Annotated in this window: 20 protein-coding genes and 1 riboswitch; of the genes, 12 read left to right on the top strand and 8 right to left on the bottom strand. The window is 74.7% G+C overall.

Annotated elements, in window-relative coordinates:
- Positions 1-16 precede the first annotated feature (16 nt).
- Entirely contained in the window at positions 17-547 is a 531-nt protein-coding gene (locus ACZ6ZT_RS01560; RefSeq protein ID WP_469714512.1) for a DoxX family membrane protein, read from the bottom strand.
- Positions 548-733: 186 nt separating this feature from the next.
- On the opposite strand from ACZ6ZT_RS01560, the gene ACZ6ZT_RS01555 reads away from it, so the two are divergent.
- The 3 genes from ACZ6ZT_RS01555 to ACZ6ZT_RS01545 all read left to right on the top strand — a co-directional run bounded on the left by ACZ6ZT_RS01555 (position 734) and on the right by ACZ6ZT_RS01545 (position 3,962).
- The gene (locus ACZ6ZT_RS01555; protein WP_469714511.1) at positions 734-1,132 is read left to right on the top strand and encodes a hypothetical protein; all 399 of its coding nucleotides are present in this window, start codon (positions 734-736) and stop codon (positions 1,130-1,132) included.
- A 425-nt stretch (positions 1,133-1,557) separates the two neighbouring features.
- Positions 1,558-2,655, top strand: coding sequence for a PLP-dependent cysteine synthase family protein (locus ACZ6ZT_RS01550; RefSeq protein ID WP_469714509.1), 1,098 nt, complete (start codon positions 1,558-1,560; stop codon positions 2,653-2,655).
- A complete protein-coding gene (locus tag ACZ6ZT_RS01545) occupies positions 2,652-3,962 on the top strand; it encodes an MDR family MFS transporter (protein WP_469714508.1) in 1,311 nt (436 codons plus the stop codon). Before ACZ6ZT_RS01550 ends, ACZ6ZT_RS01545 begins: the two co-directional genes overlap by 4 nt.
- A gap of 82 nt (positions 3,963-4,044) precedes the next feature.
- Here the strand turns inward: ACZ6ZT_RS01545 and ACZ6ZT_RS01540 are convergent, their stop codons facing one another.
- The 6 genes from ACZ6ZT_RS01540 to ACZ6ZT_RS01515 all read right to left on the bottom strand — a co-directional run bounded on the left by ACZ6ZT_RS01540 (position 4,045) and on the right by ACZ6ZT_RS01515 (position 9,991).
- Positions 4,045-5,028, bottom strand: coding sequence for an alpha/beta hydrolase (locus ACZ6ZT_RS01540; RefSeq protein WP_469714506.1), 984 nt, complete (start codon positions 5,026-5,028; stop codon positions 4,045-4,047).
- A gap of 11 nt (positions 5,029-5,039) precedes the next feature.
- Positions 5,040-6,050, bottom strand: a complete 1,011-nt coding sequence (locus tag ACZ6ZT_RS01535; protein ID WP_469714504.1) for a hypothetical protein — start codon at positions 6,048-6,050, stop codon at positions 5,040-5,042.
- Positions 6,051-6,063: 13 nt separating this feature from the next.
- A complete protein-coding gene (locus ACZ6ZT_RS01530; RefSeq protein WP_469714503.1) occupies positions 6,064-7,092 on the bottom strand; it encodes an LGFP repeat-containing protein in 1,029 nt (342 codons plus the stop codon).
- A 50-nt stretch (positions 7,093-7,142) separates the two neighbouring features.
- Positions 7,143-7,601, bottom strand: a complete 459-nt coding sequence (locus tag ACZ6ZT_RS01525; protein WP_469714502.1) for an RICIN domain-containing protein — start codon at positions 7,599-7,601, stop codon at positions 7,143-7,145.
- A 217-nt stretch (positions 7,602-7,818) separates the two neighbouring features.
- On the bottom strand, positions 7,819-9,231 hold the full coding sequence (locus ACZ6ZT_RS01520; protein ID WP_469714500.1) for a serine/threonine-protein kinase: 1,413 nt from the start codon (positions 9,229-9,231) through the stop codon (positions 7,819-7,821).
- Entirely contained in the window at positions 9,203-9,991 is a 789-nt protein-coding gene (locus tag ACZ6ZT_RS01515; protein ID WP_469714499.1) for a serine/threonine protein kinase, read from the bottom strand. Before ACZ6ZT_RS01515 ends, ACZ6ZT_RS01520 begins: the two co-directional genes overlap by 29 nt.
- 526 nt (positions 9,992-10,517) lie before the next feature.
- On the opposite strand from ACZ6ZT_RS01515, the gene ACZ6ZT_RS01510 reads away from it, so the two are divergent.
- The 3 genes from ACZ6ZT_RS01510 (at position 10,518) to ACZ6ZT_RS01500 (ending at position 14,549) form a co-directional block, all read left to right on the top strand.
- A complete protein-coding gene (locus ACZ6ZT_RS01510; protein WP_469714498.1) occupies positions 10,518-11,927 on the top strand; it encodes a hypothetical protein in 1,410 nt (469 codons plus the stop codon).
- A 70-nt stretch (positions 11,928-11,997) separates the two neighbouring features.
- Complete coding sequence (locus tag ACZ6ZT_RS01505) at positions 11,998-13,239, top strand: AAA family ATPase (protein WP_469714496.1); 1,242 nt, start codon at positions 11,998-12,000, stop codon at positions 13,237-13,239.
- Complete coding sequence (locus ACZ6ZT_RS01500) at positions 13,236-14,549, top strand: vWA domain-containing protein (RefSeq protein ID WP_469714494.1); 1,314 nt, start codon at positions 13,236-13,238, stop codon at positions 14,547-14,549. Before ACZ6ZT_RS01505 ends, ACZ6ZT_RS01500 begins: the two co-directional genes overlap by 4 nt.
- Positions 14,550-14,716: 167 nt before the next feature.
- Here ACZ6ZT_RS01500 and ACZ6ZT_RS01495 read toward each other — a convergent pair whose 3' ends face one another.
- Complete coding sequence (locus tag ACZ6ZT_RS01495; RefSeq protein ID WP_469714493.1) at positions 14,717-15,133, bottom strand: Fur family transcriptional regulator; 417 nt, start codon at positions 15,131-15,133, stop codon at positions 14,717-14,719.
- 325 nt (positions 15,134-15,458) lie between these two features.
- Between ACZ6ZT_RS01495 and katG the strand changes: the two genes are divergently transcribed.
- The 6 genes from katG to ACZ6ZT_RS01465 all read left to right on the top strand — a co-directional run bounded on the left by katG (position 15,459) and on the right by ACZ6ZT_RS01465 (position 23,803).
- Positions 15,459-17,690 carry a catalase/peroxidase HPI gene (gene katG, locus ACZ6ZT_RS01490; protein WP_469714492.1) on the top strand — a complete coding sequence of 744 codons (2,232 nt, stop codon included), beginning with the start codon at positions 15,459-15,461 and terminating at the stop codon, positions 17,688-17,690.
- A 352-nt stretch (positions 17,691-18,042) separates the two neighbouring features.
- Positions 18,043-18,210: riboswitch (cobalamin riboswitch) on the top strand.
- A 188-nt stretch (positions 18,211-18,398) separates the two neighbouring features.
- Positions 18,399-19,898: a CoA-acylating methylmalonate-semialdehyde dehydrogenase gene (locus ACZ6ZT_RS01485; protein WP_469714490.1), complete on the top strand. Its 1,500-nt coding sequence runs from the start codon at positions 18,399-18,401 to the stop codon at positions 19,896-19,898.
- A complete protein-coding gene (locus ACZ6ZT_RS01480) occupies positions 19,895-21,046 on the top strand; it encodes an acyl-CoA dehydrogenase family protein (protein ID WP_469714488.1) in 1,152 nt (383 codons plus the stop codon). Before ACZ6ZT_RS01485 ends, ACZ6ZT_RS01480 begins: the two co-directional genes overlap by 4 nt.
- Complete coding sequence (locus ACZ6ZT_RS01475; protein WP_469714486.1) at positions 21,043-22,125, top strand: enoyl-CoA hydratase/isomerase family protein; 1,083 nt, start codon at positions 21,043-21,045, stop codon at positions 22,123-22,125. Before ACZ6ZT_RS01480 ends, ACZ6ZT_RS01475 begins: the two co-directional genes overlap by 4 nt.
- The gene (gene mmsB, locus ACZ6ZT_RS01470) at positions 22,122-23,033 is read left to right on the top strand and encodes a 3-hydroxyisobutyrate dehydrogenase (RefSeq protein ID WP_469714485.1); all 912 of its coding nucleotides are present in this window, start codon (positions 22,122-22,124) and stop codon (positions 23,031-23,033) included. Before ACZ6ZT_RS01475 ends, mmsB begins: the two co-directional genes overlap by 4 nt.
- Positions 23,030-23,803, top strand: a complete 774-nt coding sequence (locus ACZ6ZT_RS01465; protein ID WP_469714483.1) for an enoyl-CoA hydratase — start codon at positions 23,030-23,032, stop codon at positions 23,801-23,803. Before mmsB ends, ACZ6ZT_RS01465 begins: the two co-directional genes overlap by 4 nt.
- Positions 23,804-23,887: the final 84 nt, after the last annotated feature.

Below are 23,887 nucleotides of genomic sequence, written 5' to 3'. Positions count from 1 at the left end.
GGGGGGCGCCGCCCCCTCACTCGTCTCCGGCGAGCTCCGCGCGGGCCTGCCCGCGGGCCCGCTTGGTGACGACCGCGGCGGCCGCGAGGGCGGTGCCCGCGAAGGCCGCCGCGACCATCCAGGGCTGGTCGAAGCGGTGCCCGGTGGCGTGGTCGACGGAGTAGCGGCCCGCCCCCGCGAGGCCCACGGCCGCCGCGGTGAACCCGAGGAAGGCGGGGTACTCGAAGCCGCCGCCCTGCGCGAAGAAGCCGGCCGGGGCGTGCACCGCCACCGCTCCCGCCATCGCCCCCGCCGCGGCGGCGCCCGCGGCCGGGGTGGCCAGGCCCAGCACCAGCAGTGCCCCGCCGCCCGCCTCCCCCAGCCCCGCGGCGATGGCGCTCTCCCGGCCGGGCCGGAAGCCCATGTGTTCCATCCCGGCCGCCGTGGCCTCCAGGCCGGCGCCGCCGAACCAGCCGAACAGCTTCTGCGCCCCGTGGGCGATGAGCACCGCCCCCGTGCCGGTACGGAGGGCCAGCAGGGCGAGGTCACGGCGGTTGAGGCAGGTCATCGATGATCTCCCGGGAGGGGTGGGGGGCGCGGCGCGCCGTGGTCCCCGTATGGGTATCCACCGGCGGCGCCGCCGCCCCGGCGTCCGGGTGCCATTCCGCCATACGGGCGCGGGGGCCGCTCCGTCGGCCGCGGTCCGCCCGGCTGACGGCCGGTCACGGGCCCCCGGGGCGGCTACGATCGCCGCGTGGTCACCGCCCGCGCGCCGCACTCACCGCCGCCGGCCCGCCTCGCGGCGGGTCTGTGGCGGCTGCTCGGGCTGGCCCTGCTGCTCCTCGGGCTGATCGGTACGCACGGTGCCCACACGACGGGCGTCACCGCGCGGCCCGCGCCCGCGGTCACGGTCGTCTCCGCCCCGGCGGCGGCCGCCGTCGACGACCCCGGCTCCCTCTCCGGCCCCGGCCAGCCCGCGGACGAGTGCGCGCCGGTGCCGCCCCGGCAGGGCTCCGTGGTGGACGCCCCGCCCGCCCCGCCCGCGTCCGTCACCCGGTGTGCCCCCGACGGCCACCGGGGGCCCCTCCGCCCCGACCGGTCCGGCACCCCCGCCCCGGCCCCGCCGCCCGCTCCTGCGGTACTGCGGATCTAGGCCTTCCCGTTCCCCGAGGCGGGCGGCGCCGGCGGGCACGGGCCCGTCCGGGCCGGGTCGCGGGGCGCTGGAGGCGCGCCGCAGTGCGGGCCGACGGTGTCTGCAGGGCCGCCGCAGCCGGGTACCGGGGCCGGGTCCTCGTGAGGGCGGCTCCCGGCACCCCGTCCCGGGGGCGCCGGCCGTGCGGGGCGCGGCCTCTCCCGTCGGGGCGTGGCCGAGCGGGCCGGACCGGCGCCGCCGGGCGGGCCCCGACGGGCCGTCGCCGGGGCCGCGTCCCGACCAGTCCGCGTCCATGGCGGCTCTAGTCGGCTCCCGTAGTTCCCTTCGCAACGGCTGACGCATGCCACCGGGCCGTCCGCCCGCCCGCCCGGGACCGGCATCCGTACGAACGACCATCCGACGCAGCACCGAACGAGAGCGGAACCATGCATCCTCCGGCCACCGCCGTGACCCACCCCTCCCGCACCACCCTGTCCGGGCTGGTGGGCAACACCCCGATCCTGCGCGTCTCGCAGCCCCTCGCCCCGGCCGGGCGGGGATTCTGGGCGAAGCTGGAGGGCTTCAACCCGGGCGGCATCAAGGACCGTCCGGGCCTGCACATGGTCGAGCGCGCCCGGGCCCGGGGGGACCTGCGGCCGGGAGCCCGGATCATCGAGTCCACCAGCGGCACCCTCGGCCTCGGCCTGGCCCTCGCCGGGATGGTCTACGGGCACCCCGTCACCCTCGTCACCGACCCCGGCCTGGAGCCGTCGATGACCCGGCTGCTGACGGCGTACGGGGCCCGGGTCGACGTCGTCCGCGAACCCCACCCCACCGGCGGCTGGCAGCAGGCCCGGCGGGACCGGGTCGGCGAGCTGATCGGCAGCCATCCCGGCGCGTGGTGCCCGGACCAGTACAACAACCCCGACAACACCACCGCGTACACCCCGCTGGCGCTCGAACTGGCCAACGAGCTCGGCCACATCGACGTCCTGGTGTGCAGCGTGGGCACCGGCGGCCACTCCGCGGGCGTCTCGCGCGTGCTGCGCGGCCGCTACCCCGACCTGAAGCTGGTCGGCGTGGACACCGTGGGCTCCACCATCTTCGGGCAGCCCGCCCGGGCCCGGCTGATGCGCGGGCTGGGCTCCAGCATCTACCCGCGCAACGTCGCGTACGAGCAGTTCTCCGAGGTGCACTGGGTCGCGCCGGGCGAGGCGGTGTGGGCCTGCCGGCAGCTGGCCGCCTCGCACTACGCCGCCGGGGGCTGGAGCGTGGGGTCGGTCGCCCTGGTGGCCGGCTGGCTGGCCCGCACCCTGCCCGCGGACGCCCGGATCGCGGCGGTGTTCCCCGACGGCCCGCAGCGCTACCTCGGCACCGTGTACGACGACGACTACTGCGCCGCGCACGGCCTGCTGGACGCCCCGCCGGCCGGGGAGCCGGACGAGATCGGCCGGCTGGACGAGCGGGAGGTCACCCGCTGGACCCGCTGCGCGACCGTGGTGGATCCGCTGGCGCTGTCCGGGACCGGGGAGCGGGTCCGATGAGGGGAACGCTCGCGCAGGTCCGTACGTACGAGCGCAGTGTGCGGCTGCTGATGGTGAACCAGTTCACCATCAACCTCGGCTTCTACATGCTCATGCCCTATCTGGCCACCCATCTGGCCGGGCCGCTGGGGCTGGCCGGCTGGACCGTCGGGCTGATCCTCGGGGTGCGCAACTTCAGCCAGCAGGGCATGTTCCTGATCGGCGGCACGCTCGCCGACCGCCTCGGTTACAAGCCGATGATCATCGCCGGGCTGGTGCTGCGCGTCGCCGGGTTCGCGACGCTGGGGCTGGTCGACTCGGTGCCCGCACTGCTGGCCGCGTCCGCCGCGACGGGGCTGGCGGGTGCCCTGTTCAACCCGGCCACCCGGGCGTACCTGGCGGCGGACGCGGGCGAGCGCCGGGTGGAGGCGTTCGCGCTGTTCAACGTCTTCTACCAGGCGGGCATCCTGCTGGGGCCGCTGGTGGGGATGGTGCTGACGGGCGTGGACTTCCGCGTCACCTGCCTGGTGGCGGCCGGGACCTTCGCCGTGCTGAGCGTCGTACAGGTCCGCGCGCTGCCCGCCCGGCGGGGCAACGACGCCGGGGAGGCGCGGACGGGCCCGCGCGAGGGAGTGTTCGCGCAGTGGCGGCGGATCCTGTCGAACCGGCCGTTCGTGCTGTTCTCCCTGGCCATGATCGGCTCGTACGTGCTGACCTTCCAGGTGTACCTGGCGCTGCCGCTGGAGGTCCGGCGCCTGGGCGGGGAGGGGGCCTTCGGCACGGCGGCGGTGGCGGTGCTGTTCGCCGTCTCGGGGCTGAGCACGATCCTGTTCCAGACCCGGGTCACCGCATGGTGCAAGGCCCGGATGGCGCCGGGCCGGGCCCTGGTGTGGGGGCTGCTGGCGATGGCGGCGGCGTTCGTCCCGCTGCTGGCCGCCACCGCGCTGCCCGGGGCGGACGGGGGGTCGGCGGCGCGGCTGCTGGCCGTCGGGCCGCCGGCGCTGTCCGCGCTGCTGCTGGCAGTGGGGACGATGGTGGCGTACCCCTTCGAGATGGACACGATCGTCCGGCTGTGCGGGGACCGTCTGGTGGCCACCCACTACGGGCTCTACAACACGGTGTGCGGGGTGGGCATCGCGCTCGGGAACCTGCTGACCGGGGCGGCGCTGGACGCGGCCCGGTCGGCCGGTATGTCCGCGCTCCCCTGGCTGGCGCTGTCCGCCCTCGGCCTCGGCTGCGCGGCCGCGCTGTACGGGCTGCACCGCACGGGCCGGCTCGCGGCACCCGCCGCCCGGGCCGGAGCGCGGGCCGGGGCGATGGCCGGCTGACCGCGTGCCGGAGCCCCGCCGTCCGGTGGGAGGGCGGGGCTCCGTAAGGGGGCGGGCGGGGCTCCGGAAGGGGTGGGCCCGCTTACGCCTTGCGGAGGCGGCCGATGATGCCGTCGATGTCGCGGATGAACATGTAGTCGCGGATGGCGTGCCCGCCGGGCTCCTCGTACCACTCGTGTCCGATCCCCGCCCGGTCGAGCAGGCCGCGGAACTCGCGCTGGCCGGCGAGCACCTGGGTCTCGTTGAAGGTGTCGAAGACGTTGGTGCGGTCCGGGCTGGTGCCCGCGACCAGGAAGATCCGCTTGTTGCGGTAGCTCTCCAGCCGCTCGACCGGGTTGTCCGCGGTGACCCGCGCCTGGTCCCAGGCCGCGCCGTAGATCGTGCCGCCGGCCAGGTCCTTGACGGCGGCGGACAGGTTGGCCCAGTGCACCACCGCGCCGCCGTCGCGGCGCAGGCTGGCCGGGCCCGAGTGGGAGCTGACCGACGCGAAGTGGCCCCAGTACTTGGCCGCGTACTTCAGCGCGCCGAAGCCGCCCATGGAGAACCCGGCGACGGCGCGGCCCTCGTACTCGGCGAAGGTGCGGAAGTTCGCCTCCACCCAGGGGATCAGCTGGTTGATGTGGAAGCTCTCCCAGTTGCGGGGGCCGACGAAGGTGTTGACGGGGTTGGAGTACCAGCCCGCCTGTCCGCCGTCGGGCATCACCACGATGATCGGCTTGCCCGCCGTCCAGGCGCGGACCCCGGCGACGTCGAAGGTGATGAAGTCCTGGAGGCCGCCGTGGAGGAGGTAGAGGACGGGGTAGGTGCGGCCGCTCCAGTGGTAGTCGTCGGGCAGCAGGACGTTGACGGCGGGCTGCCAGCCGATCTCGTTGGTGGCGAAGCGGTAGTACCACATGCGGGGGTCGCCCTCGCCGCGGTCGACGATGTGCAGTCCGGCGGCGTCGCCGACCGCCGCGGCGGACGCGGCGGAGGCGAGGACGCCGCCGGCGCCGAGGGCCAGGGCCGCGGAGAGTCCGCCGGCGGTCCTGAGGACGCTCCTGCGGGTGGGGCGGTGCTGCTCGGTCACGGGTTCCTCCGTCAGTTGGTGGTGATCCAGGCGCCCCGGGCGGGGTTCCAGTGGATCGTGGCGTTCTGGAACTTCTGGGCCTTGCCGTCGGGCCCCTCGTCGGTCTCGTCCGTCACCGGGTAACCGAGGGCGCGTTCATTGCCGTTCGCGCGGAACGCGTCCTGGATCGCCCCGTGCACCACATGCGCCCCGGTCTGCGCGGACCACAGGAACAGACCCCGCTCGAACACCTGGTACCGGCCGCGGCTGCCGCCCGGCGACTGGCCCGCCTCCGCCTCGTCCATCGTCGGGAAACCCCACCGACGCTCCGCGTCCGTCGCCCAGAACCGCGCCAGGATGTCCCCGTACACCGCGAACGCCGCATCCGGATGCCAGATCACGATCCCGTTCGCGAACGCCTGGAACCGCCCGCCCATCATGGAATCGCGTTCACCGGCCACCGGCGGGCCGAGGGGGCCGCCGACGCCGCCGAGGGCGCCGTACTTGGCGCCGATCGAGCCGTAGGGCATCAGGTCGTCGAGCTGGTCGTACCGGCGGGGGGTGAAGCCGCGCAGTCCGTCGTTCCAGACCCGTTCCTCGGGGACGTGCCCGAAGTCGTACGTCTCGCGCACCACCGGCCGCGTGTGGGCGTCGTCCGCCCAGCGGACGAAGAGGGCGACGTGGTCCGTGCCGCCCGAGTCGCGCAACAGGGCGTCGCCCGGCTGAAGATCGGCCGCCGGTATGTCGGAGGTGACGTTCCAGAGGGTCCAGGTGGTCAGGGACGAGTCGAGGTTCCAGGCCATCGACACGTAGCCCGAGCAGTCCGGCCGGTAGCAGCCGAACTGGTTCTCGTGGCAGCCGCTCTGGCTGTACGGGACCTGCTCCGCGATCCACGACCAGGCCCGGTCCATCACCTGGCCCCGCCCGATGGATCCGGCGCGTACGGCCGCGCCCGCCGTCTGCGGCGCGGAGAAGGAGATCGCGAGGGCGGCCAGGGCCAGTGCCATCGCCCCGATCACGCGCTGGAGGGTCGGCGCTCTCATGGCTGTCTCCCGGTCAGTTGGTGGTGATCCAGGCGCCCCGGGCGGGGTTCCAGTGGATCGTGGCGTTCTGGAACTTCTGGGCCTTGCCGTCGGACCCCTCGTCGGTCTCGTCCGTCACCGGGTAACCGAGGGACCGCTCGTTGCCGTTCGCGCGGAACGCGTCCTGGATCGCCCCGTGCACCACATGCGCCCCGGTCTGCGCCGACCACAGGAACAAGCCCCGCTCGAAGACCTGGTACCGGCCCCGGCTGCCGCCCGGCGACTGGCCCGCCTCCGCCTCGTCCATCGTCGGGAAACCCCACCGACGCTCCGCGTCCGTCGCCCAGAACCGCGCCAGGATGTCCCCGTACACCGCGAACGCCGCGTCCGGATGCCAGATCACGATCCCGTTCGCGAACGCCTGGAACCGCCCGCCGAGCATGGCGTCCTCCTCGGCGCGGACCGGCGGGCCGAGAGGGCCGTCGGGGCCGCCCAGGGCGCCGTACTTGGCGCCGATCGAGCCGTACGGCCAGAAGGCCTCGTCCCGCATCTGCCGGGCGGCCCCCTCCGCCTGGTCGTAGCGGTCCGGGTAGGCGGAGCGCTGGACGGCCTGGGCGAGTTCGCCCGGGCTGCCGCCCTCGTGGCCGGGCTCCATCTGCTGGGCGACCTCGAAGAACTTGTTGGCCGCGTAGTCGACGTCCATGACCTGCTCGGGCGAGCCCCAGCCCTGCGAGGGGCGCTGCTGGAAGACGCCCAGCGAATCGCGGTCCCCGCAGTTCAGGTTGTTCATGCGGGACTCCACCCAGCCGGTCTCGAAGCCGGCGAGCATCACCTTCTCGGACACGCCGCGCCGCTGGCCGACCTCGTACACCTTGCGGGTGACGGCGATGTCCCGCTCGGCGGGTATCGCGCAGAACATCTCGGCCGTCGCGGGATGCCCGAGGGGTCCCGGCACGACGGGGGTCTCCTGCGCCCAGGCCGGCCGGGCCAGGGCGGACACGGCGGTCAGGGCCAGGACCACCGCGACGCGTCGTCTCGCCTGTCGTGCTGCTGCGCCACGCACCTGTCTGCTCCTTCGTGAACCACGGGAATGGGGTGGGGGGTGGGGATGGCTCAGAACCAGCTCTGGTACGGGGTGTTGTTGCACGCCCAGGTCCGGAAGCCGAGGGAGCTGTCGTCGATGCAGCGCCCGGTGGCCTGGTTCTGGAGGCGGACGCTGCCGTCGCCCCAGACCGTGACCCACCAGCTCTGCTCCGGGTTGGAGTTGCAGCTGCCGACGGTGCGGAAGCCGTTGTCGGTGTCCTCGACGCAGCGGCCCGTGTTGTTGTTGCGCAGCTGGCGGGTGCCGTCGCCCCAGACGTGCACGGTCCACTGCTGGGGCGTGCTGCCGTTGCAGCTCCAGGTGCGGAAGCCGTTGGAGGTGTCGTCCATGCAGCGGTTGGTCGCCTGGTTGCGGAAGCTCTGGACGGCGTCGGCCGGGCGCGCGGGGGCCGCGGTCGCGGTGGTGGCCGCCGCCATCGGCAGGGTGAGGACGGCGAGGGCAAGGCCCGTGCGGGACAGGGTCGTTCGCATGGCACGCATCTGCTCGGTCTCTTCCTTCCGGAGGGGGTGGGACGGGCAGACCGCAAGCTAGCCGCGGGGTACGGGGCGCGGGCATCCGGAACGCTCCGGAGTGACGGCGCCGGGGGCCGCCCGCCACACTCGGGGAATCCGGGGCCGGACCCCCACGACACTCGGGGAGCGCGGGGCCGGGCCGCCGGCCGCACCGGGGAGCCCGGGGCCGGCTCCGTCAGCGGCCGGACGGGGTCGGGGTCGGGCTCGGGCTCGGGCAGTCGGGCACGGCCGGGCGGTCCTTCGTACGGACGGCGGGCAGCCAGGCCGCGGCGCCGTCGGAGCCTTCGGGCAGCCGGACGCGGTACCACTCCAGGGAGACGGCGTCCGACTCGTCGACGATCGGCATCCCGCGCGGGAGCCGGCAGTAGACGGCGAGCACTTCGCCGTGCCAGACCCGGGTGGGGACGACGTTCTCGGCGGAGTACGCCTTGAGGGGGTCGATCGCCAGGCCGAGGCTGCACTGCGGTTCCCGCTCGCCGCGCTCCCGGCAGCTCTTCTCGGCGTTGAACACCCGGATGCGGCCCGGGGGTTCGCCGCCCGTCCCGGGCGCCCCGCCGTCGGCGTACGCCCACAGCGCGACGGCCGCCGCCGCGCACACGGCCGCTGCCGCGAGGGCGGCGCGGGCCGCCTTCCGGAGCCGGCCCGGCCGGGCCGGCTCCGCCGGGGCCTGCCGGGCGGCGGTGATGCGCGCGAGGAGGCTTTCGGCGGTGTGCGGGGCGCGCGCGGCGTGCGTCGGGGCCAGGCAGTCGGCGGCGAGCTCCCGCCAGAACGGCGGTACGGCGTGGTCCATGCGCAGCGGGGCGCGGCCGTCGGCGTACTCCTGGACGTTGGCCGCGCGCGCGGCCGGCGTGGCGCCCGGGAACGGCGCGGCGCCGCCCGCGAACACCTCGTGGACCAGGACCCCGAGGGCCCAGATGTCGGCGCTGGGCCGGACCTGTACGCCGTGCTCGCCGAGCGGGGCGCGCCAGCGCTCGGGCGGGAGGTAGTCCGGGGTGCCCATCGGGGGTGCGTACCCGTGGGTGCCGTGGGTGCCGGTCAGTTCGGTGGCCAGCCCGAAGTCGGCGAGCCGGACCGAACCGTCCGCCATGATCAGGACGTTGTCCGGTTTGAGGTCCCCGTGGACCCAGCCGCTGTGGTGCAGGTGGGCCAGGCCCTCGCAGATCTCCGTGATCAGCCGGGCCCCTTCGGTCTCGGGGAGGGCGGCGCCCAGCAGGTCGCGCAGGCTGCGCGCGGCCCGTTCCATGACCAGCACGATCGCGCCGTCGAGGTGGGGGTGGGCGGGTTCGCCGAGGACGAAGGAGTCCAGCAGGCGGATCAGCCTCGGGTGGGGGGCGCGGCGTCCGAGGTCGACCTCGCGCCGCGCGGATTCCGCCACCCGGCGGGCCTGGAGGGGGGCGAGCCCGCCGGTGGGCAGGAGTTTGAGCGCCACCTCCCGGGGGCCTGAGCCCGCGTCGGCGGGGCGGGCCGCGTGGACGGTCCCCCAGCCGCCGGCGCCGATCGGTCCTGTGACCTCCCAGCGGCCGATGCGGTGGCCCGGGGCGAGGCCGGCGAGGCGGTCGCTATCCGAGGCGTCGGCCGGGCGCTGCACCCTCTGCTCCTCCGGCCCGGGGCGGCAGCAGCGCGAGGTGCTCCTCGCGTACGAGGCCGAAGCGCAGGCAGAGTCCGACGAGCGACTCGCGTTTGCCGTTGCGCCGGGGGCCCCGGCCCGCTCCGGCGTCGGCGGGGGCGCTGATCCGCATCTTCTCGTCGGCGAGGTAGTCGATGTGCGAGCTGACGGCGCGGGCCGTCAGCTGCGCGCAGCCGGGCAGTCCGGCGAGCCGTTCGACGATCTCGGGGGTGGTCGGCACGGCGACGGGCGACTCGTCGCGCAGGCGCGGTTCGCAGAGCGCGACCAGCACCAGGAAGTAGATGGCCGTCTCGTCCAGGGAGTACGCGGTCAGGGTGCGGCTCCCCCAGGGGCCGCCGGCGCCGTCCGGGTCGAGGTAGACGTGGTCCGGCGCGAACACCTGGAAGGAGACGGTGGTGTCGCCCCGGGTGGGCAGCACGACCCGGGAGAACTCGAAGGGGATGGGCGCCCCGGCCCGCCGCGGCGGCACCCTCAGGTATTCGCCGGCGCCCTCCGGGTTCTCGACGAGGTAGCTGTGGGTCGTGCTGTGGTTGCTGAGCTGCCAGTGGTCGTCGGTCACCCGGATCTCGCCGGCGAGGCGGGAGATCGCCGCGTCGACGAGGCGGAGTTCGACCGGGGACGTCTGCGAGCCCCGCCCGAAGCGGGCCACTTCCCCCGGGCCGAGCCGCAGGGTCACCGCGTCGCCGCTCCCTGGCGGCAGGTGGATCAGTACCCCGCTCACGGCCCCCTCCTCGTCCCGTCCGTCCCCGCCCCCGGCACCCGTGTGACCGGTCGTCACGCGGCGAAGGGTACACAGGCCGGGAGGGGGTCCCCGGCGGCGCTTTGGCGGTTTTCGTCCCCCGCGCGGGTCGCCGGAATCACCGGAACCGTCCGGTCCGGCGCCGTGCCGCGGGCTGCGGGAAGGGGCCAGGGCAGTCGGGGCAAGACCCGGCCCCCACACCCCGACCCGCCGGCCCCGGGAACGGCCCGCCGCCCGCCCCCGCGCCGGGTTGGCCGGATTGCCCCCACGTTCCCCGCCCCGGCAGACCGCCCCGCGCTCCATCGCCCGCCTCACACCGGCCCACCGCAGGCCGGAGCCCGCGTCGCCGGGGCCGTTCCCGCGAGCCGTGTTCCGCGTCGTCGCGGGGCGGCGTCCCGGGGTGGGCGGGTAATCGTTGGCGTGGGCGGGTGGGCGCCGTTACGATCGCCGCGATGAACACTCACCGCATTCACAGATCGGGGGTCCCGTCCGCGCAAGGTGAGCGCTGATGCTCACTCACCCCGCGAACGGCGATTCCCGCCTTTCCCTCTGGCTGCGCGTGCGCGAGTTCGCCGTGCCGCCCTCCATGATCGAGACCGCCACCGCCCGCCGTCGGGCCGGGGACTGGGCGGGTGCCTGTGCCGCCGCCGGTGTCGACGTCGGCTTCGACCTGCGTTCGGTGGCCCGCGTCCACGGCCGTGAACTCGCCGCGCGGGTCCGGGCCGACCTCCGCCACCTGGCTCCCGACCTGCTGCGCTGGCACCTGCCAAGGACGGCCCCCGACGGGCTGTTGCGGCCGGGGCTGACCCTCACGCTCGCCCGGTACGAAGGCGCCGGGTACGACGGCTCGGGCCCGGTCCACCTCGTCGTGCGGACCCCGCCGGCGTGGGCGGACTCCGGGCAGCGGTTCGAGCTCGCGCTGTGGGACCGCTCCCGCCCCGGGCCCGGCGACCTGCGCCACCCGCACCCCCGTCCCGACCGGCGCTACCGCCTCGACCTCCACCGGCACCTGTGGGACGCGCGCCGGGCCGGCGAACTGCGCGGCCGCGCCGGGGCCGACCGGCCGCCCTCCGACGGCCCCGCCGCCGCGTACGGGGGCGTACCGTCCGGGCCGGGCTGGGCCGTGGACCGCTGGGCGGCGGAGGCGGAGATCCTGCTCCGCGCCGACGCGGGGCGGCCCGGGGGCCGGGTCACCGTACGGTTCGGGAACCGGCGTCGGCTGGTCCTGGACGTGGGCCCGGACGAGGACGGGGCGGCGGCGCTCCGGGTCGCCGCCGTTCCCGGGGACGGCGGCGCGTCGGCCCTGCCCGTGCTGCCCGACGCGGCGACCCGGGTGGCGCCCGACCTCCGACTGCTGCGCGCCGGCCTGCTCGGGGCCGGCCGGCTGCACCCGCTGGTCGCCGCCGCTCTGGCTCCGGAGCACCCGGCCGGCGCCCCCGCCCGGAGCCCGGACGGCCCGGGCGGCCCACGGCTCGTGGAGTGCCGGGGGTCCCTGCACCGGATCGGCCTGGCCGACGGGGTGCTGGCCGCGCTGGACCACGACCCGGCGGAGGTCCGGCGCGAGGAACTCCTCGTCGCGCTGGGCGGCCCTCCCCTGCCCTGCCTGCGGGCCATCGACGAGGCGCACCGGCGCCCCGACTGCCTGCCCGGAGTCCGCGAGCGCCTGGTCCACGGGGACACCGCCGGTGCGCTGGCCGTCGTGGAAGGCCTCCTCGGCCCCGGCGCGGTGCTGCGCGCGGGTCCGCTGCGGGACGAACTGGAGGCGGCCGCTCAACGCCGCCTCACCTACGGGCTGTTCCGGGCGGGACTGGCCGGGGCCGGCCCCGACCGCCGCCTCGGCCCGGCCCTCCCCCACAACCTGCGCGCCCGGCCGCGCCCCCACCCGCGTCCGCGTCCGCGCCAGACGGCCGCCCGCTGACCCTCCGGACCCCGGTCCGCCCTCTCCGCTCGCCACCTTCCGTACACCACACACACCAAGGTGACCACATATGCCCTCTTTGTCCCCGTACGCACCCGCATCCCAGCTCGACGTCGCCTCGGATCTCCTCGCCCTGCTGCGCGACACCACCACCGAGCCCCGGCCCGACGTCCAGCTGGAGGCCCTCACCCTCGCCGTGGCGGCCGATCTGCCCGTACTGCTGTGGGGTGAGCCGGGCATCGGGAAGACCGCCGCCCTGAACCAGCTCGCCGCGGCCCTGGACCTGCCCCTCACCACGGTGATCGCCAGCGTCCACGAGCCGTCCGACTTCTCCGGGCTGCCCGTCATCGGTGACGATCCCGCCGAGCAGGGCGTGCCGATGGCGCCGCCGGACTGGGCCGTGCGCCTCGTCCGTGCCGGGCGCGGGCTGCTGTTCCTGGACGAACTGTCCACCGCCCCGCCCGCCGTGCAGGCCGCCCTGCTGCGCCTGGTCCTGGAGCGGCGGATCGGCGCGCTGCGCCTGCCGCCCGGCGTACGGATCGTGGCGGCGGCGAACCCGCGCGGCTCGGCGGCCGACGGCTGGGAGCTGAGCCCACCCCTGGCCAACCGGTTCGTGCACCTCCAGTGGACGCACGACCACGAGGTCGTCGTCCGCGGCCTCGGCGGTACGTGGCCCCGCGCGACCCTGCCCGAACTGGACCCCGGCCGGCTGCCGGAGGCCGTCGCGTTCGGCCGCCGCGCGGTGTGCGGACTGCTGGCCGCCCGCCCCAAGCTCGTGCACCTGCTGCCCAGCGGCGAAGCCCGCCGGGGCGGCCCCTGGCCGTCGCCGCGCAGCTGGGACATGGCCCTGTGCCTGACGGCCTTCGCGACCGCCGCCGGGTCCTCCCGGGAGGTGCTCTCCCTGCTGGTACGGGGAACGGTGGGGGACGGTCCGGGGCTGGAACTGCTGGCCTGGCTGGACCGGATGGACCTGCCGGACCCCGAGACGCTGCTGGCGGATCCGACCGGCGCCGAGCTGCCGGAACGGGGGGACCTGCGCCAGGCCGTGCTGGACGGGGTGGTGGCCGCGGTCCGGGCCCGCCCGGAGGAGTCCCGCTGGGACGCGGCCTGGGCGGTGCTGGTACGGGCCCTGGAGACGGGCGCCCCGGACCTGGTGGTGGTCCCCGCGACCACCCTGGCCTCGCTGCGCCGGGACGACTGGGACGTTCCGGAGGCGATCGAGCGGCTCGCGGGGGCGGTGACCCTGTCACGGCGTGCCGACCGGGCGGCGGCCCGGGTCGCGGAGCGGGCCGGCGCGGGGGCCGGCGCATGACCCCGGCCTCCGCCGGCGTCCCGGCACCCGCCACCCCGGACGCCCTCGCATCCGCCCCCGGGGCCAGGCCCCGCGTCACCGCCCCCGACGACTCCGCCGCGCTGGATTTCGACAAGCTGTTCGCCGCCCGGCTGCATGCCGCCCGGGCCCGGCCGTACCTGGCCACGGCCCTGTTCGCGCTGCACGCCGTCGCGTCGCGGCAAGTGCCGACGATGGCCGTCGACCGGTACTGGCGCTGCTACGTCTCCCCCGGCTTCGTGGACCGCACCCCGGTGGAGGAACTGGCCGGGGTGTGGGTCCACGAGGTGTCGCACCTGCTGCGGGACCACCACCGCCGCGGCGACCGGCTGGCGCGGGAACAGGGGCTGACCGGCTCGGGAGACCGGCTGCGGATGAACATCGCCGCGGACTGCGAAATCAACGACGACGCCTTCGGCGACGGTCTGATCCGCCCCGAAGGCGCCGTCCTGCCCGGTGACCTGGGGCTGCCCCCCGGTTTGCTGATGGAGGACTATCTGCCCCGTTTCACCCTGGGCGCGGCCACCCTGCGCCTGGGCTGGCTGGACTGCGGCAGCGGCGCCGACGGGCTGGAGCGCGCCTGGGACCTGGGCCCGGACGGCGCGCACGGCCTGACGGACCAGCAGATGGACGCCGTACGTTTCCTGGTGGCACAGGGCATCACCGGCCGCCCCGGGAACGCCCCCAAGTCGTGGCGGCGGTGGGCGAAGGAGGCGTTCCATCCGCCGCAGCCCTGGCGGGAGCTGCTCGGGGCGGCGGTCCGTTCGGCGGCTTCCGGCGCCGGGGCCGGCGAGGACTACAGCTACGGCCGCCCGTCGCGGCGTTCGGCGGGGGTGCCGGGCGCCGTCCTGCCGAGCCTGCGGCGCAGGCCGCCCCGGGTGTGCGTGGTCATCGACACCTCGGCGTCGGTGAGCGACGCCGAACTGGGCACCGCCCTGCTGGAGGTCACCGCGATCTCCCGGGCCGTGGGCGGACGCCGGGACCTGGTCTCGGTGGTGTCCTGCGACGCGGCGGCCCGGGTGGCGGACCCGCTGTGCGAGGCCGAGGGGATCACGCTGCTCGGCGGTGGGGGGACGGACCTGCGCGAGGGCTTCGCGCGGGCGCTGCGCACCGGGGCCCGGCCGGACGTGATCGTGGTGCTGACGGACGGCCAGACCCCGTGGCCGGCGACGCGGCCGGCCTGCCGGACGGTGGTGGGGCTGTTCCCCCGGGCGCCCGTGTACCGGGAGGACGATCCCGACTACGTACCGCAGGGGCCTCCCGCCTGGGCGCGGGTGGTGGAGATCGGGTAGCCGGCCGCCGGAGCCGGTCGCGGGCTCCGCCGCGGCGTACGTCACCGCACCCTCGGCCCGGGGGGCGCATCCGGCCAACGGACGTGACGACGCGTCCGTTCCCGGGCCCGAGGGGGTGCGCCGTTCCGGTGCGCCCCCGCTCGCCTCGTGCGGTGCTGGAGGGCCGCTCAGGTGCGGGCGCAGGCGGGGCAGAGTCCGCGGTAGGTGACCTCGGCGCCGGATACGGTGAAGCCGAAGCGTTCGTCGGCGGGGAGGTGGGCCAGCGGGTCGCCCGTCATGTGGACGTCGCGGATGAGGCCGCAGCCGGAGCACACGAGGTGCTCGTGGGGGTGGTGTGCGTTGGGGTCGTAGCGCTTGGCGCGGCCGTCGGTGGACACCTCCACGACCTCGCCGAGCGAGACCAGTTCGCCGAGGGCGTTGTACACGGTGGCCCGGGAGATCTCGGGCAGCAGTTCCACGGCCCTGGCGTGGACCTCATCGGCCGTCAGGTGCACGTGGTCGCCGTCGAGGACCTCGGCGACGACGCGCCGCTGGGACGTCATGCGCCAGCCGCGCCCTCGCAGTCGCTCCAGCAGGTCACTCATGTCGGCTCACCCATTCAGGTCACCCATTCAGGTCGGCGGGATGCACGGAGCTTACCGGCGCGTGTCCAGAATCCGAGGAGGCCGGAACTTGGCCTCCATCTTGACTTGGATCGAGTCCATCGTAGGATCGGTTTCCTGGATAGCCAAGAGACCGGGTCCAGAAGACCAGCCGCCAGACACCGGAGACAGGAAGCCTCCAGAGCACCCAGGAGACGGAGCCGTGGCGGCCGACCGCCGCTCCGGAGCCCCGCGTCCCGCCCCCTCCCCTCAGCACCGCATGCAGTTACTGAGCGTTGTGTGATCCACAAGGTCCGGAAGGATTTCCATGTCTGAGAACCATGATGCAATCGTCGTAGACGCCAAGTCGGAGGGCGGGGGCGGCTGCCCGGTCGCGCACGGGCGCGCCCCGCACCCGACCCAGGGTGGTGGCAACCGCCAGTGGTGGCCCGAGCGGCTGAACCTGAAGATCCTCGCGAAGAACCCCGCCGTGGCCAACCCCCTCGGTGAGGAGTTCGACTACGCGGAGGCCTTCAAGTCCCTCGACCTGCCCGCCGTGAAGCGGGACATCGCCGAGGTGCTGACGACCTCGCAGGACTGGTGGCCCGCCGACTTCGGCCACTACGGCCCCTTCATGGTCCGCATGGCGTGGCACAGCGCCGGCACCTACCGCATCAGCGACGGCCGCGGCGGCGCCGGAGCCGGCCAGCAGCGCTTCGCGCCCCTCAACAGCTGGCCGGACAACGGCAACCTCGACAAGGCCCGCCGTCTGCTGTGGCCGGTCAAGAAGAAGTACGGCCAGAGCCTGTCCTGGGCCGACCTGATGATCCTCACCGGCAACGTGGCCCTGGAGCAGATGGGCTTCGAGACCTTCGGCTTCGCCGGCGGCCGCGCGGACGTGTGGGAGCCCGACGAGGACGTCTACTGGGGCCCCGAGACCACCTGGCTCGACGACGAGCGCTACACCGGCGACCGCGAGCTGGAGAACCCCCTCGGCGCGGTCCAGATGGGCCTCATCTACGTCAACCCCGAGGGCCCCAACGGCAACCCGGACCCGATCGCCGCGGCCCGCGACATCCGTGAGACCTTCCGCCGCATGGCGATGAACGACGAGGAGACCGTCGCGCTGATCGCGGGCGGCCACACCTTCGGCAAGACCCACGGCGCAGGCCCGGCCGACCACGTCGGCGACGACCCCGAGGCCGCGTCCATCGAGCAGCAGGGCCTGGGCTGGAAGAACACCTTCGGCACCGGCAAGGGCGCCGACGCGATCACCAGTGGTCTGGAGGGCATCTGGACGGACACCCCGACCACCTGGGACAACAGCTTCTTCAACATCCTCTTCGGCTACGAGTGGGAGCTCTTCAAGAGCCCGGCCGGCGCCCACCAGTGGCGGCCGAAGGACGGCGCCGGGGCCGGCACCGTGCCCGACGCCCACGACCCGGCGAAGACGCACGCCCCGACCATGCTGACGACGGACCTCTCGCTGCGCTTCGACCCGGCCTACGAGCGGATCTCCCGCCGCTTCCACGAGAACCCGGCGGAGTTCGCCGACGCCTTCGCCCGCGCCTGGTTCAAGCTGACCCACCGCGACATGGGCCCGGTCGTGCGCTACCTCGGCCCCGAGGTCCCCGCCGAGACGCTGCTGTGGCAGGACCCGCTGCCGGCGCTGGACCACGAGCTCGTGGACGCCGCCGACATCGCCGCCCTCAAGGAGCAGGTCCTCGCCTCGGACCTCACGGTCTCCCAGCTCGTCTCCACCGCCTGGGCCTCGGCATCCTCCTTCCGGGGCAGCGACAAGCGCGGCGGCGCCAACGGTGCCCGCGTACGCCTGCAGCCGCAGAGCGGCTGGGAGGTCAACGAGCCCGACCAGCTGGCGCAGGTCCTGCGGACCCTGGGCGGCATCCAGGAGTCCTTCAACTCCGCCCAGAGCGGCGGGAAGCGGCTCTCGCTCGCCGACCTGATCGTGCTGGCCGGCGCGGCCGCCGTGGAACAGGCCGCGAAGGACGCGGGCCACAGCGTGGCGGTCCCGTTCACCCCGGGCCGCGTGGACGCCACGCAGGAGCAGACGGACGTCGAGTCCTTCGCGGCGCTGGAGCCCGCCGCCGACGGCTTCCGCAACTACCTCGGCAAGGGCAGCCGCCTGCCGGCCGAGTACCTGCTGATCGACCGGGCCAACCTGCTGAACCTGAGCGCGCCCGAGCTGACGGTCCTCGTCGGCGGCCTGCGCGTGCTGGGCGCGAACCACCAGCAGTCGCGGCACGGCGTCCTCACCACCACGCCCGGGACCCTGACGAACGACTTCTTCGTCAACCTGCTCGACCTGGGCACGACCTGGTCGGCGACGTCCTCGGACCAGAACACCTTCGAGGGCCGCGACGCCTCGACCGGCGAGGTCAAGTGGACCGGCACCCGTGCCGACCTCGTCTTCGGCTCGAACTCGGAGCTGCGCGCGCTCGCCGAGGTCTACGCGTCCGACGACGCGAAGGCGAAGTTCGTGACGGACTTCGTGGCGGCGTGGGACAAGGTCATGAACCTGGACCGGTTCGACCTCGTCTGACCACCCGGCCCCTCTGACCGCCGTGCTCCCACGGCGGTCAGAGGGGCCGCCCCCTTTACGGACACGCCCGGCCCGCCGCCGGCCGGGACGGGCAGTGCGCCCGTCCCGGCCGGCGGACATCGTTCAGGCCCGGGCGGAGGTGACCTCGTCACGTACCCGGCGGGTCTGCCTCCAGCGGCGTCCAGGTCACGCCTCGCCGACTCCGGCGCCGCCCCCATCGGCAGGGGCTGTCCTGCACCCGGTCGCGGACCGGAGGTGGCCGTAGCCGCCGGCCACGGCCGGTGGAGCCCGGCTCGACCGGCGGCCGGATCGGAAGTCGGGGGTGGACTTACTAGGACGTCCAACTATATGTTCGGGAGTGAAGATCCGCGGTGCGGGGAAGCCGGTGCGAATCCGGCACGGTCCCGCCACTGTGACCGGGGAGTGTGCCGCCCTCCACGCGCCGTCGGCGACGTGCCGGGGGCCGGGCGGCATGCGTGGATCCGGGAGCCAGAGCACCGGCCGCGGCGATGTTCCCGTGTTGTCCACGAGGATGGAGCAGACACGCATGGACCCTGTACGTACCCACGGCCCAGGTGATCCGGCGGAGCGCGCACACACCGACGCGCGCTCGTAGTCCCACGGCGTTCCCTCCAGCGGCGCACCCCACAGGGTCCGCCGCCGGCGCACCGTGCCATCCCCGGATCCACCTGACGAGAGCAGGCAATCATGGTCCGTGAACTCACCCATTTCATCGGCGGCAAGCACACCACCGGAACCTCCGGTCTGTTCGCCGACGTGTACGACCCGAACACCGGCGCCGTCCAGGCCCGCGTCCCGCTCGCCGGCCGCGCCGACACCGAGGCCGCGATCGCCAACGCCGAGGAGGCGCAGGCCGAGTGGGGCCAGTGGAACCCGCAGCGGCGGGCCCGGGTCATGCTCCGCTTCCTCCAGCTGGTCGAGGGCGAACGCGATGCGCTCGCCCGGCTGCTGTCGTCCGAGCACGGCAAAACCGTGGCCGACGCCCACGGTGACCTCCAGCGCGGTCTGGAGGTCGTCGAGTTCGCGGCGGGCATCCCCCACCTGCTCAAGGGCGAGTTCACCGACAACGCGGGCACCGGCATCGACGTGCACTCGCTGCGCTCGCCGCTCGGCGTCGTCGCCGGGATCACCCCCTTCAACTTCCCCGCGATGATCCCGCTGTGGCAGGCCGCCCCCGCCCTGGCCTGCGGAAACTCCTTCATCCTGAAGCCCTCCGAGCGGGACCCGTCCGTACCGCTGCGGCTCGCGGAACTCTTCCTGGAGGCCGGCCTGCCGCCGGGCGTGCTCAACGTGGTCAACGGCGGCAAGGAGAGCGTCGACACGCTGCTGGAGGACCCGCGGGTGCAGGCCCTCGGCTTCGTCGGCTCCACCCCGATCGCCGCGCACATCTACGCCACCGCCGCCGCCCACGGCAAGCGCGCCCAGTGCTTCGGCGGCGCCAAGAACCACATGATCGTGATGCCGGACGCCGACCTGGACCAGGCCGTGGAGGCCCTCATCGGCGCCGGGTACGGCTCCGCGGGCGAGCGCTGCATGGCCATCGCCGTCGTCGTCCCGGTCGGCGAGGAGACCGCCGACGCGCTGGTCGCCAAGCTGAAGGACCGCATCGCCACCCTGCGCGTCGGCCGCTCCGACGACCCGGACGCCGACTTCGGACCGCTGGTCAGCCGGGACGCCCTGGAGCGGGTGGACCGCTACGTGGGCATCGGCGCCACCGAGGGGGCCGAACTCGTCGTCGACGGGCGCGGGTTCACCCTCCCCGGGCACGAGGACGGCTTCTTCGCCGGCCCCACCCTCTTCGACCGCGTCACCCCCGCCATGCGGATCTACCGCGAGGAGATCTTCGGGCCGGTGCTGAGCGTCGTACGCGCCGCCGACTACGAGGAGGCGCTGCGCCTGCCCACCGAGCATCCCTACGGCAACGGCGTGGCGATCTTCACCCGGGACGGGGACACCGCGCGCGACTTCACCCGCCGGGTGGGCGTCGGCATGGTCGGCGTGAACGTGCCGATCCCGGTCCCGGTGGCCTACCACACCTTCGGCGGCTGGAAGCGGTCCGGCTTCGGCGACCTGAACCAGCACGGTCCGGACTCCATCCGCTTCTACACCCGTACGAAGACCGTCACCTCGCGCTGGCCCTCCGGGGCGAAGGAAGCCGCGAGCTTCACCATCCCCACGATGGGATGAGCGCCGTGACCACCCTCACCAAGGACCAGCTCGCCCTCACCGAGGTCACCCTCGACTTCACCCGGGAGCACCTGGCCCCGAACGCCGTCGGCTGGGACCGCGACAAGCACTTCCCCGTCGACGTCCTGCGCCGGGCCGCCTCCCTCGGCCTCGGCGGGGTCTACGTACGCGAGGACCACGGCGGTTCCGGGCTCAGCCGCACCGACGGGGTCCTGATCTTCGAGACCCTCGCCACCGGCTGCCCCTCCATCGCCGGGTACCTCTCCATCCACAACATGGTCGGCTGGATGATCGACCGTTACGGGGACCGGGCCCAGCGCGAGCGCTGGCTGCCCGACCTCTGCTCGGCCGCCGTCCTGGGCAGTTACTGCCTGACCGAACCGGGCGCGGGCTCGGACGCCGCCGCCCTGCGCACCCGCGCCGAGCGGCAGGGCGACCACTACGTCCTGACCGGGGTCAAGCAGTTCATCTCCGGTGCCGGAGCCGCCGGGATCTACGTGGTCATGGCCCGGACCGGCGACGCCGGCCCGGGCGGGATCTCGGCCTTCGTGGTCGAACGCGACGACCCCGGGGTGTCCTTCGGGGCGAACGAGCACAAGATGGGCTGGAACGCGCAGCCGACCCGCCAGGTGATCCTCGACGGGGTGCGGATCCCCGCCGACCGCCGGCTCGGCGCCGAGGGCGACGGCTTCCGCATCGCCATGAACGGCCTCAACGGCGGCCGTCTCGGCATCGCCGCCTGCTCCCTGGGCGGCGCCCAGAGCGCCCTCGACCGCAGCCTGTCCTACCTCGCCGACCGGGAGGCCTTCGGCGCCCGGCTGCTGGACGCCCAGGCGCTGCAGTTCCGGCTCGCGGACATGGCCACCGAACTGGCCGCCGCCCGCGCGCTGGTCCGGCAGGCCGCCGAGGCCCTGGACCTGGGCGACCCGGCGGCCCCGCGGCTGTGCGCGATGGCCAAGCGGTTCGCCACCGACACCGGGTACTCCGTCGCCGACCGCGCGCTGCAACTGCACGGCGGGTACGGCTACCTCAGCGAGTACGGCATCGAGAAGATCGTCCGCGACCTGCGCGTCCACCAGATCCTGGAAGGCACCAACGAGATCATGCGCGTCATCGTCGCGCGCGGACTCACGGAGACCCTGCGATGAGCGACGACGTGACGAGCGACGAAGAGGTACTGCTGCGCACCGAGGGCCGCGCCGCGTACATCACCCTCAACCGTCCCCGGGCCCTCAACGCCCTCACCCACGCCATGGTGCGCCGCATCGACGGGGCGCTCGCCGCGTGGGAGCACGATCCGGCCGTCGAGACGGTCGTCGTCCAGGGCGCCGGGGAGCGCGGGCTGTGCGCGGGCGGGGACATCCGCGCGATCCACGCCGACGCGGTCGCCGGGACCACGGACTCGGCGGACTTCTGGCGCGACGAGTACCGGCTCAACGCCCGCATCGCCCGCTACCCCAAGCCGTACGTCGCCCTCATGGACGGCATCGTCATGGGCGGCGGGGTCGGCATCTCGGCCCACGGCACCGTACGGATCGTCACCGAACGCTCCCGCGTCGCCATGCCCGAGACCGGCATCGGCTTCGTCCCGGACGTCGGCGGCACCTACCTGCTGGCGCTCGCCCCGGGCGGCCTCGGCACGCACCTGGCCCTCACCGGGACGGCGGTCGGCGCGGCCGACGCCCTGCTGTGCGGGCTCGCCGACCACTTCGTCCCGGCGGAGCGGCTGCCCGGGCTGGCCGCCGAGCTGGCCCACGCGCCGGTGCGCGAGGCCGTCGCCGGCGCGGTGGCGCAGCCGCCGCCCGGCGTCCTGGCCGCCGCCCGTGCCTGGATCGACCCCTGCTACGCGGCCGGCACCGTCGAGGAGATCCGCGAGCGGCTGCTCGCCGCCGGCCTGCCCGACGCGAAGGAGGCGGCGGACGCGCTGGCGGCGAAGTCCCCCACCGCGCTCAAGGTCACCCTCGCGGCGCTGCGCCGGGCCCGGGAGCTCGGGCCGTTGGAGCGCGTCCTGGAGCAGGAGTACCGCGTCTCCTGCGCCGCGCTCGCCCATCCCGACCTGGCCGAGGGCATCCGCGCCCAGGTCATCGACAAGGACCGCAGTCCGCACTGGTCGCCCGCCTCGCTCGGCGAGGTCGGCGAGGCGGACGTGGAACGCTTCTTCGCCCCGCTCGGCGAGCGGGAGCTGCGGCTCGCCGCATCCGGACCGGCTCAGGAGGTGCCCTGGTGAGTCACACCGTCGCATTCATCGGACTCGGCCACATGGGAGGCCCGATGGCGGCCAACCTCGTCGCGGCCGGCCACCGCGTCCTCGGTTTCGACCTCGTCCCGGAGGTGCTCGCCGCCGCGGTGAAGAGCGGGGTGGAGGCCGCGGCCTCGGCCACGGCCGCCGCGGCCGGGGCCGACGTGGTGATCACCATGCTGCCCGCGGGCCGGCACGTCCTCGCCCTCTACCGGGAGCAGGGCCTGCTGGCCGCGGCGCGGCCGGGCACCCTGTTCGTCGACTGCTCCACCATCGACGTGGCCGACGCCCGCGCCGCCCACGAGGCCGCCGTGGCCGCCGGGCACCGGGCCCTGGACGCGCCCGTGTCCGGCGGGGTGGTGGGGGCCGAGGCGGGCACGCTGACCTTCATGGCGGGCGGCGGGGCCGAGGAGTTCGCGGCGGCCGAGCCGCTGCTCTCCGTCATGGGCAAGAAGGCCGTGCACTGCGGGGCGGCGGGCGCCGGCCAGGCCGCGAAGATCTGCAACAACATGATCCTCGCCGTCTCGATGATCGGTGTCAGCGAGGCCTTCGTGCTCGCCGAGAGCCTCGGCCTGGACCACCAGGCGCTCTACGACGTGGCCTCCACCGCCTCCGGGCAGTGCTGGGCGCTCACCGTCAACTGCCCGGTCCCGGGACCCGTCCCGGCCAGTCCCGCGAACCGCGACTACCGGCCCGGCTTCGCCGCGCCGCTGATGGCCAAGGACCTGGGACTGGCCGCCAACGCCCTGCGGGCCGGCGGGGTGGAGGCCCCGCTGGGCCTCAAGGCCGCCGAGATGTACGCCGCGTTCGCCGAGGGCGAGGGCGCCGGCCTGGACTTCTCGGCGATCGTCCGCACCCTGCGCCCGCTTCGAACCGAGAACGGAACCACCGCATGACCTACGAGACCATCCTCCTGGAGCGCAAGGGCCGGGTGGCCCTGCTCACCCTCAACCGCCCCGAGGCCCTCAACGCCCTCAACCTCCAGGTCATGACCGAGGTCGTGGCCGCCACCGAGGAGCTGGACCGCGACCCGGACGTCGGCTGCATCGTGCTCACCGGGTCCGCCAAGGCGTTCGCCGCCGGGGCGGACATCAAGGAGATGCGGCCGCGGAGCTACATGGACATGTACCTCTCGGACTGGTTCACCGCCTGGGACCGGCTCGGCCAGCTCCGCACCCCGACCGTGGCCGCCGTCTCCGGCTACGCGCTGGGCGGCGGCTGCGAACTCGCCATGCTCTGCGACATCCTGCTCGCGGCCGACACCGCGAAGTTCGGCCAGCCCGAGATCAAGCTCGGCGTCATCCCCGGCATCGGCGGCTCCCAGCGGCTGACCCGGGCCGTCGGCAAGGCCAAGGCGATGGAACTCTGCCTGACCGGGCGCACCATGGGAGCCGAGGAGGCCGAACGGGCCGGGCTCGTCTCCCGGATCGTGCCGGCCGGGGAACTCCTCGCGGAAGCCCTCACCGTGGCCGAGACGGTGGCCGGGATGTCGAAGCCGGTCGCGATGATGGCCAAGGAGGCGGTGAACCGCGCCTTCGAGACCACGCTGACCGAGGGCGTCCGCTTCGAACGACGCCTGTTCCACGCCGTGTTCGCGACCGCCGACCAGAAGGAGGGCATGTCCGCCTTCGTGGACAAGCGCCCCCCGGACTTCATCCACGGCTGAGCCGCGGGCGGGTGGGGGCCCCGGATGCCGGGGCCCCGCACCGGCGTGTCCCGCCCACCGGCGCACGGTGCGGGACGCGCCGCC

This window comes from Streptomyces sp. NPDC102258, from assembly GCF_055584685.1.
The sequence above is the reverse complement of the archived record's forward strand: the minus strand, read 5'-3'. Positions and strand labels throughout refer to the sequence as shown.

What these genes read in the sequence shown, in the direction of transcription:
- katG (WP_469714492.1), top strand. Translation starts at nt 15,459, where the DNA reads ATGTCTGAGAACCATGATGCAATCGTCGTAGACGCCAAGTCGGAGGGC.
- ACZ6ZT_RS01525 (WP_469714502.1), bottom strand. Translation starts at nt 7,601, where the DNA reads ATGCGAACGACCCTGTCCCGCACGGGCCTTGCCCTCGCCGTCCTCACC.
- ACZ6ZT_RS01500 (WP_469714494.1), top strand. Translation starts at nt 13,236, where the DNA reads ATGACCCCGGCCTCCGCCGGCGTCCCGGCACCCGCCACCCCGGACGCC.
- ACZ6ZT_RS01485 (WP_469714490.1), top strand. Translation starts at nt 18,399, where the DNA reads ATGGTCCGTGAACTCACCCATTTCATCGGCGGCAAGCACACCACCGGA.
- ACZ6ZT_RS01550 (WP_469714509.1), top strand. Translation starts at nt 1,558, where the DNA reads ATGCATCCTCCGGCCACCGCCGTGACCCACCCCTCCCGCACCACCCTG.
- ACZ6ZT_RS01475 (WP_469714486.1), top strand. Translation starts at nt 21,043, where the DNA reads ATGAGCGACGACGTGACGAGCGACGAAGAGGTACTGCTGCGCACCGAG.
- ACZ6ZT_RS01465 (WP_469714483.1), top strand. Translation starts at nt 23,030, where the DNA reads ATGACCTACGAGACCATCCTCCTGGAGCGCAAGGGCCGGGTGGCCCTG.
- ACZ6ZT_RS01545 (WP_469714508.1), top strand. Translation starts at nt 2,652, where the DNA reads ATGAGGGGAACGCTCGCGCAGGTCCGTACGTACGAGCGCAGTGTGCGG.
- ACZ6ZT_RS01495 (WP_469714493.1), bottom strand. Translation starts at nt 15,133, where the DNA reads ATGAGTGACCTGCTGGAGCGACTGCGAGGGCGCGGCTGGCGCATGACG.
- ACZ6ZT_RS01510 (WP_469714498.1), top strand. Translation starts at nt 10,518, where the DNA reads ATGCTCACTCACCCCGCGAACGGCGATTCCCGCCTTTCCCTCTGGCTG.
- ACZ6ZT_RS01505 (WP_469714496.1), top strand. Translation starts at nt 11,998, where the DNA reads ATGCCCTCTTTGTCCCCGTACGCACCCGCATCCCAGCTCGACGTCGCC.
- ACZ6ZT_RS01535 (WP_469714504.1), bottom strand. Translation starts at nt 6,050, where the DNA reads ATGAGAGCGCCGACCCTCCAGCGCGTGATCGGGGCGATGGCACTGGCC.
- ACZ6ZT_RS01480 (WP_469714488.1), top strand. Translation starts at nt 19,895, where the DNA reads ATGAGCGCCGTGACCACCCTCACCAAGGACCAGCTCGCCCTCACCGAG.
- ACZ6ZT_RS01560 (WP_469714512.1), bottom strand. Translation starts at nt 547, where the DNA reads ATGACCTGCCTCAACCGCCGTGACCTCGCCCTGCTGGCCCTCCGTACC.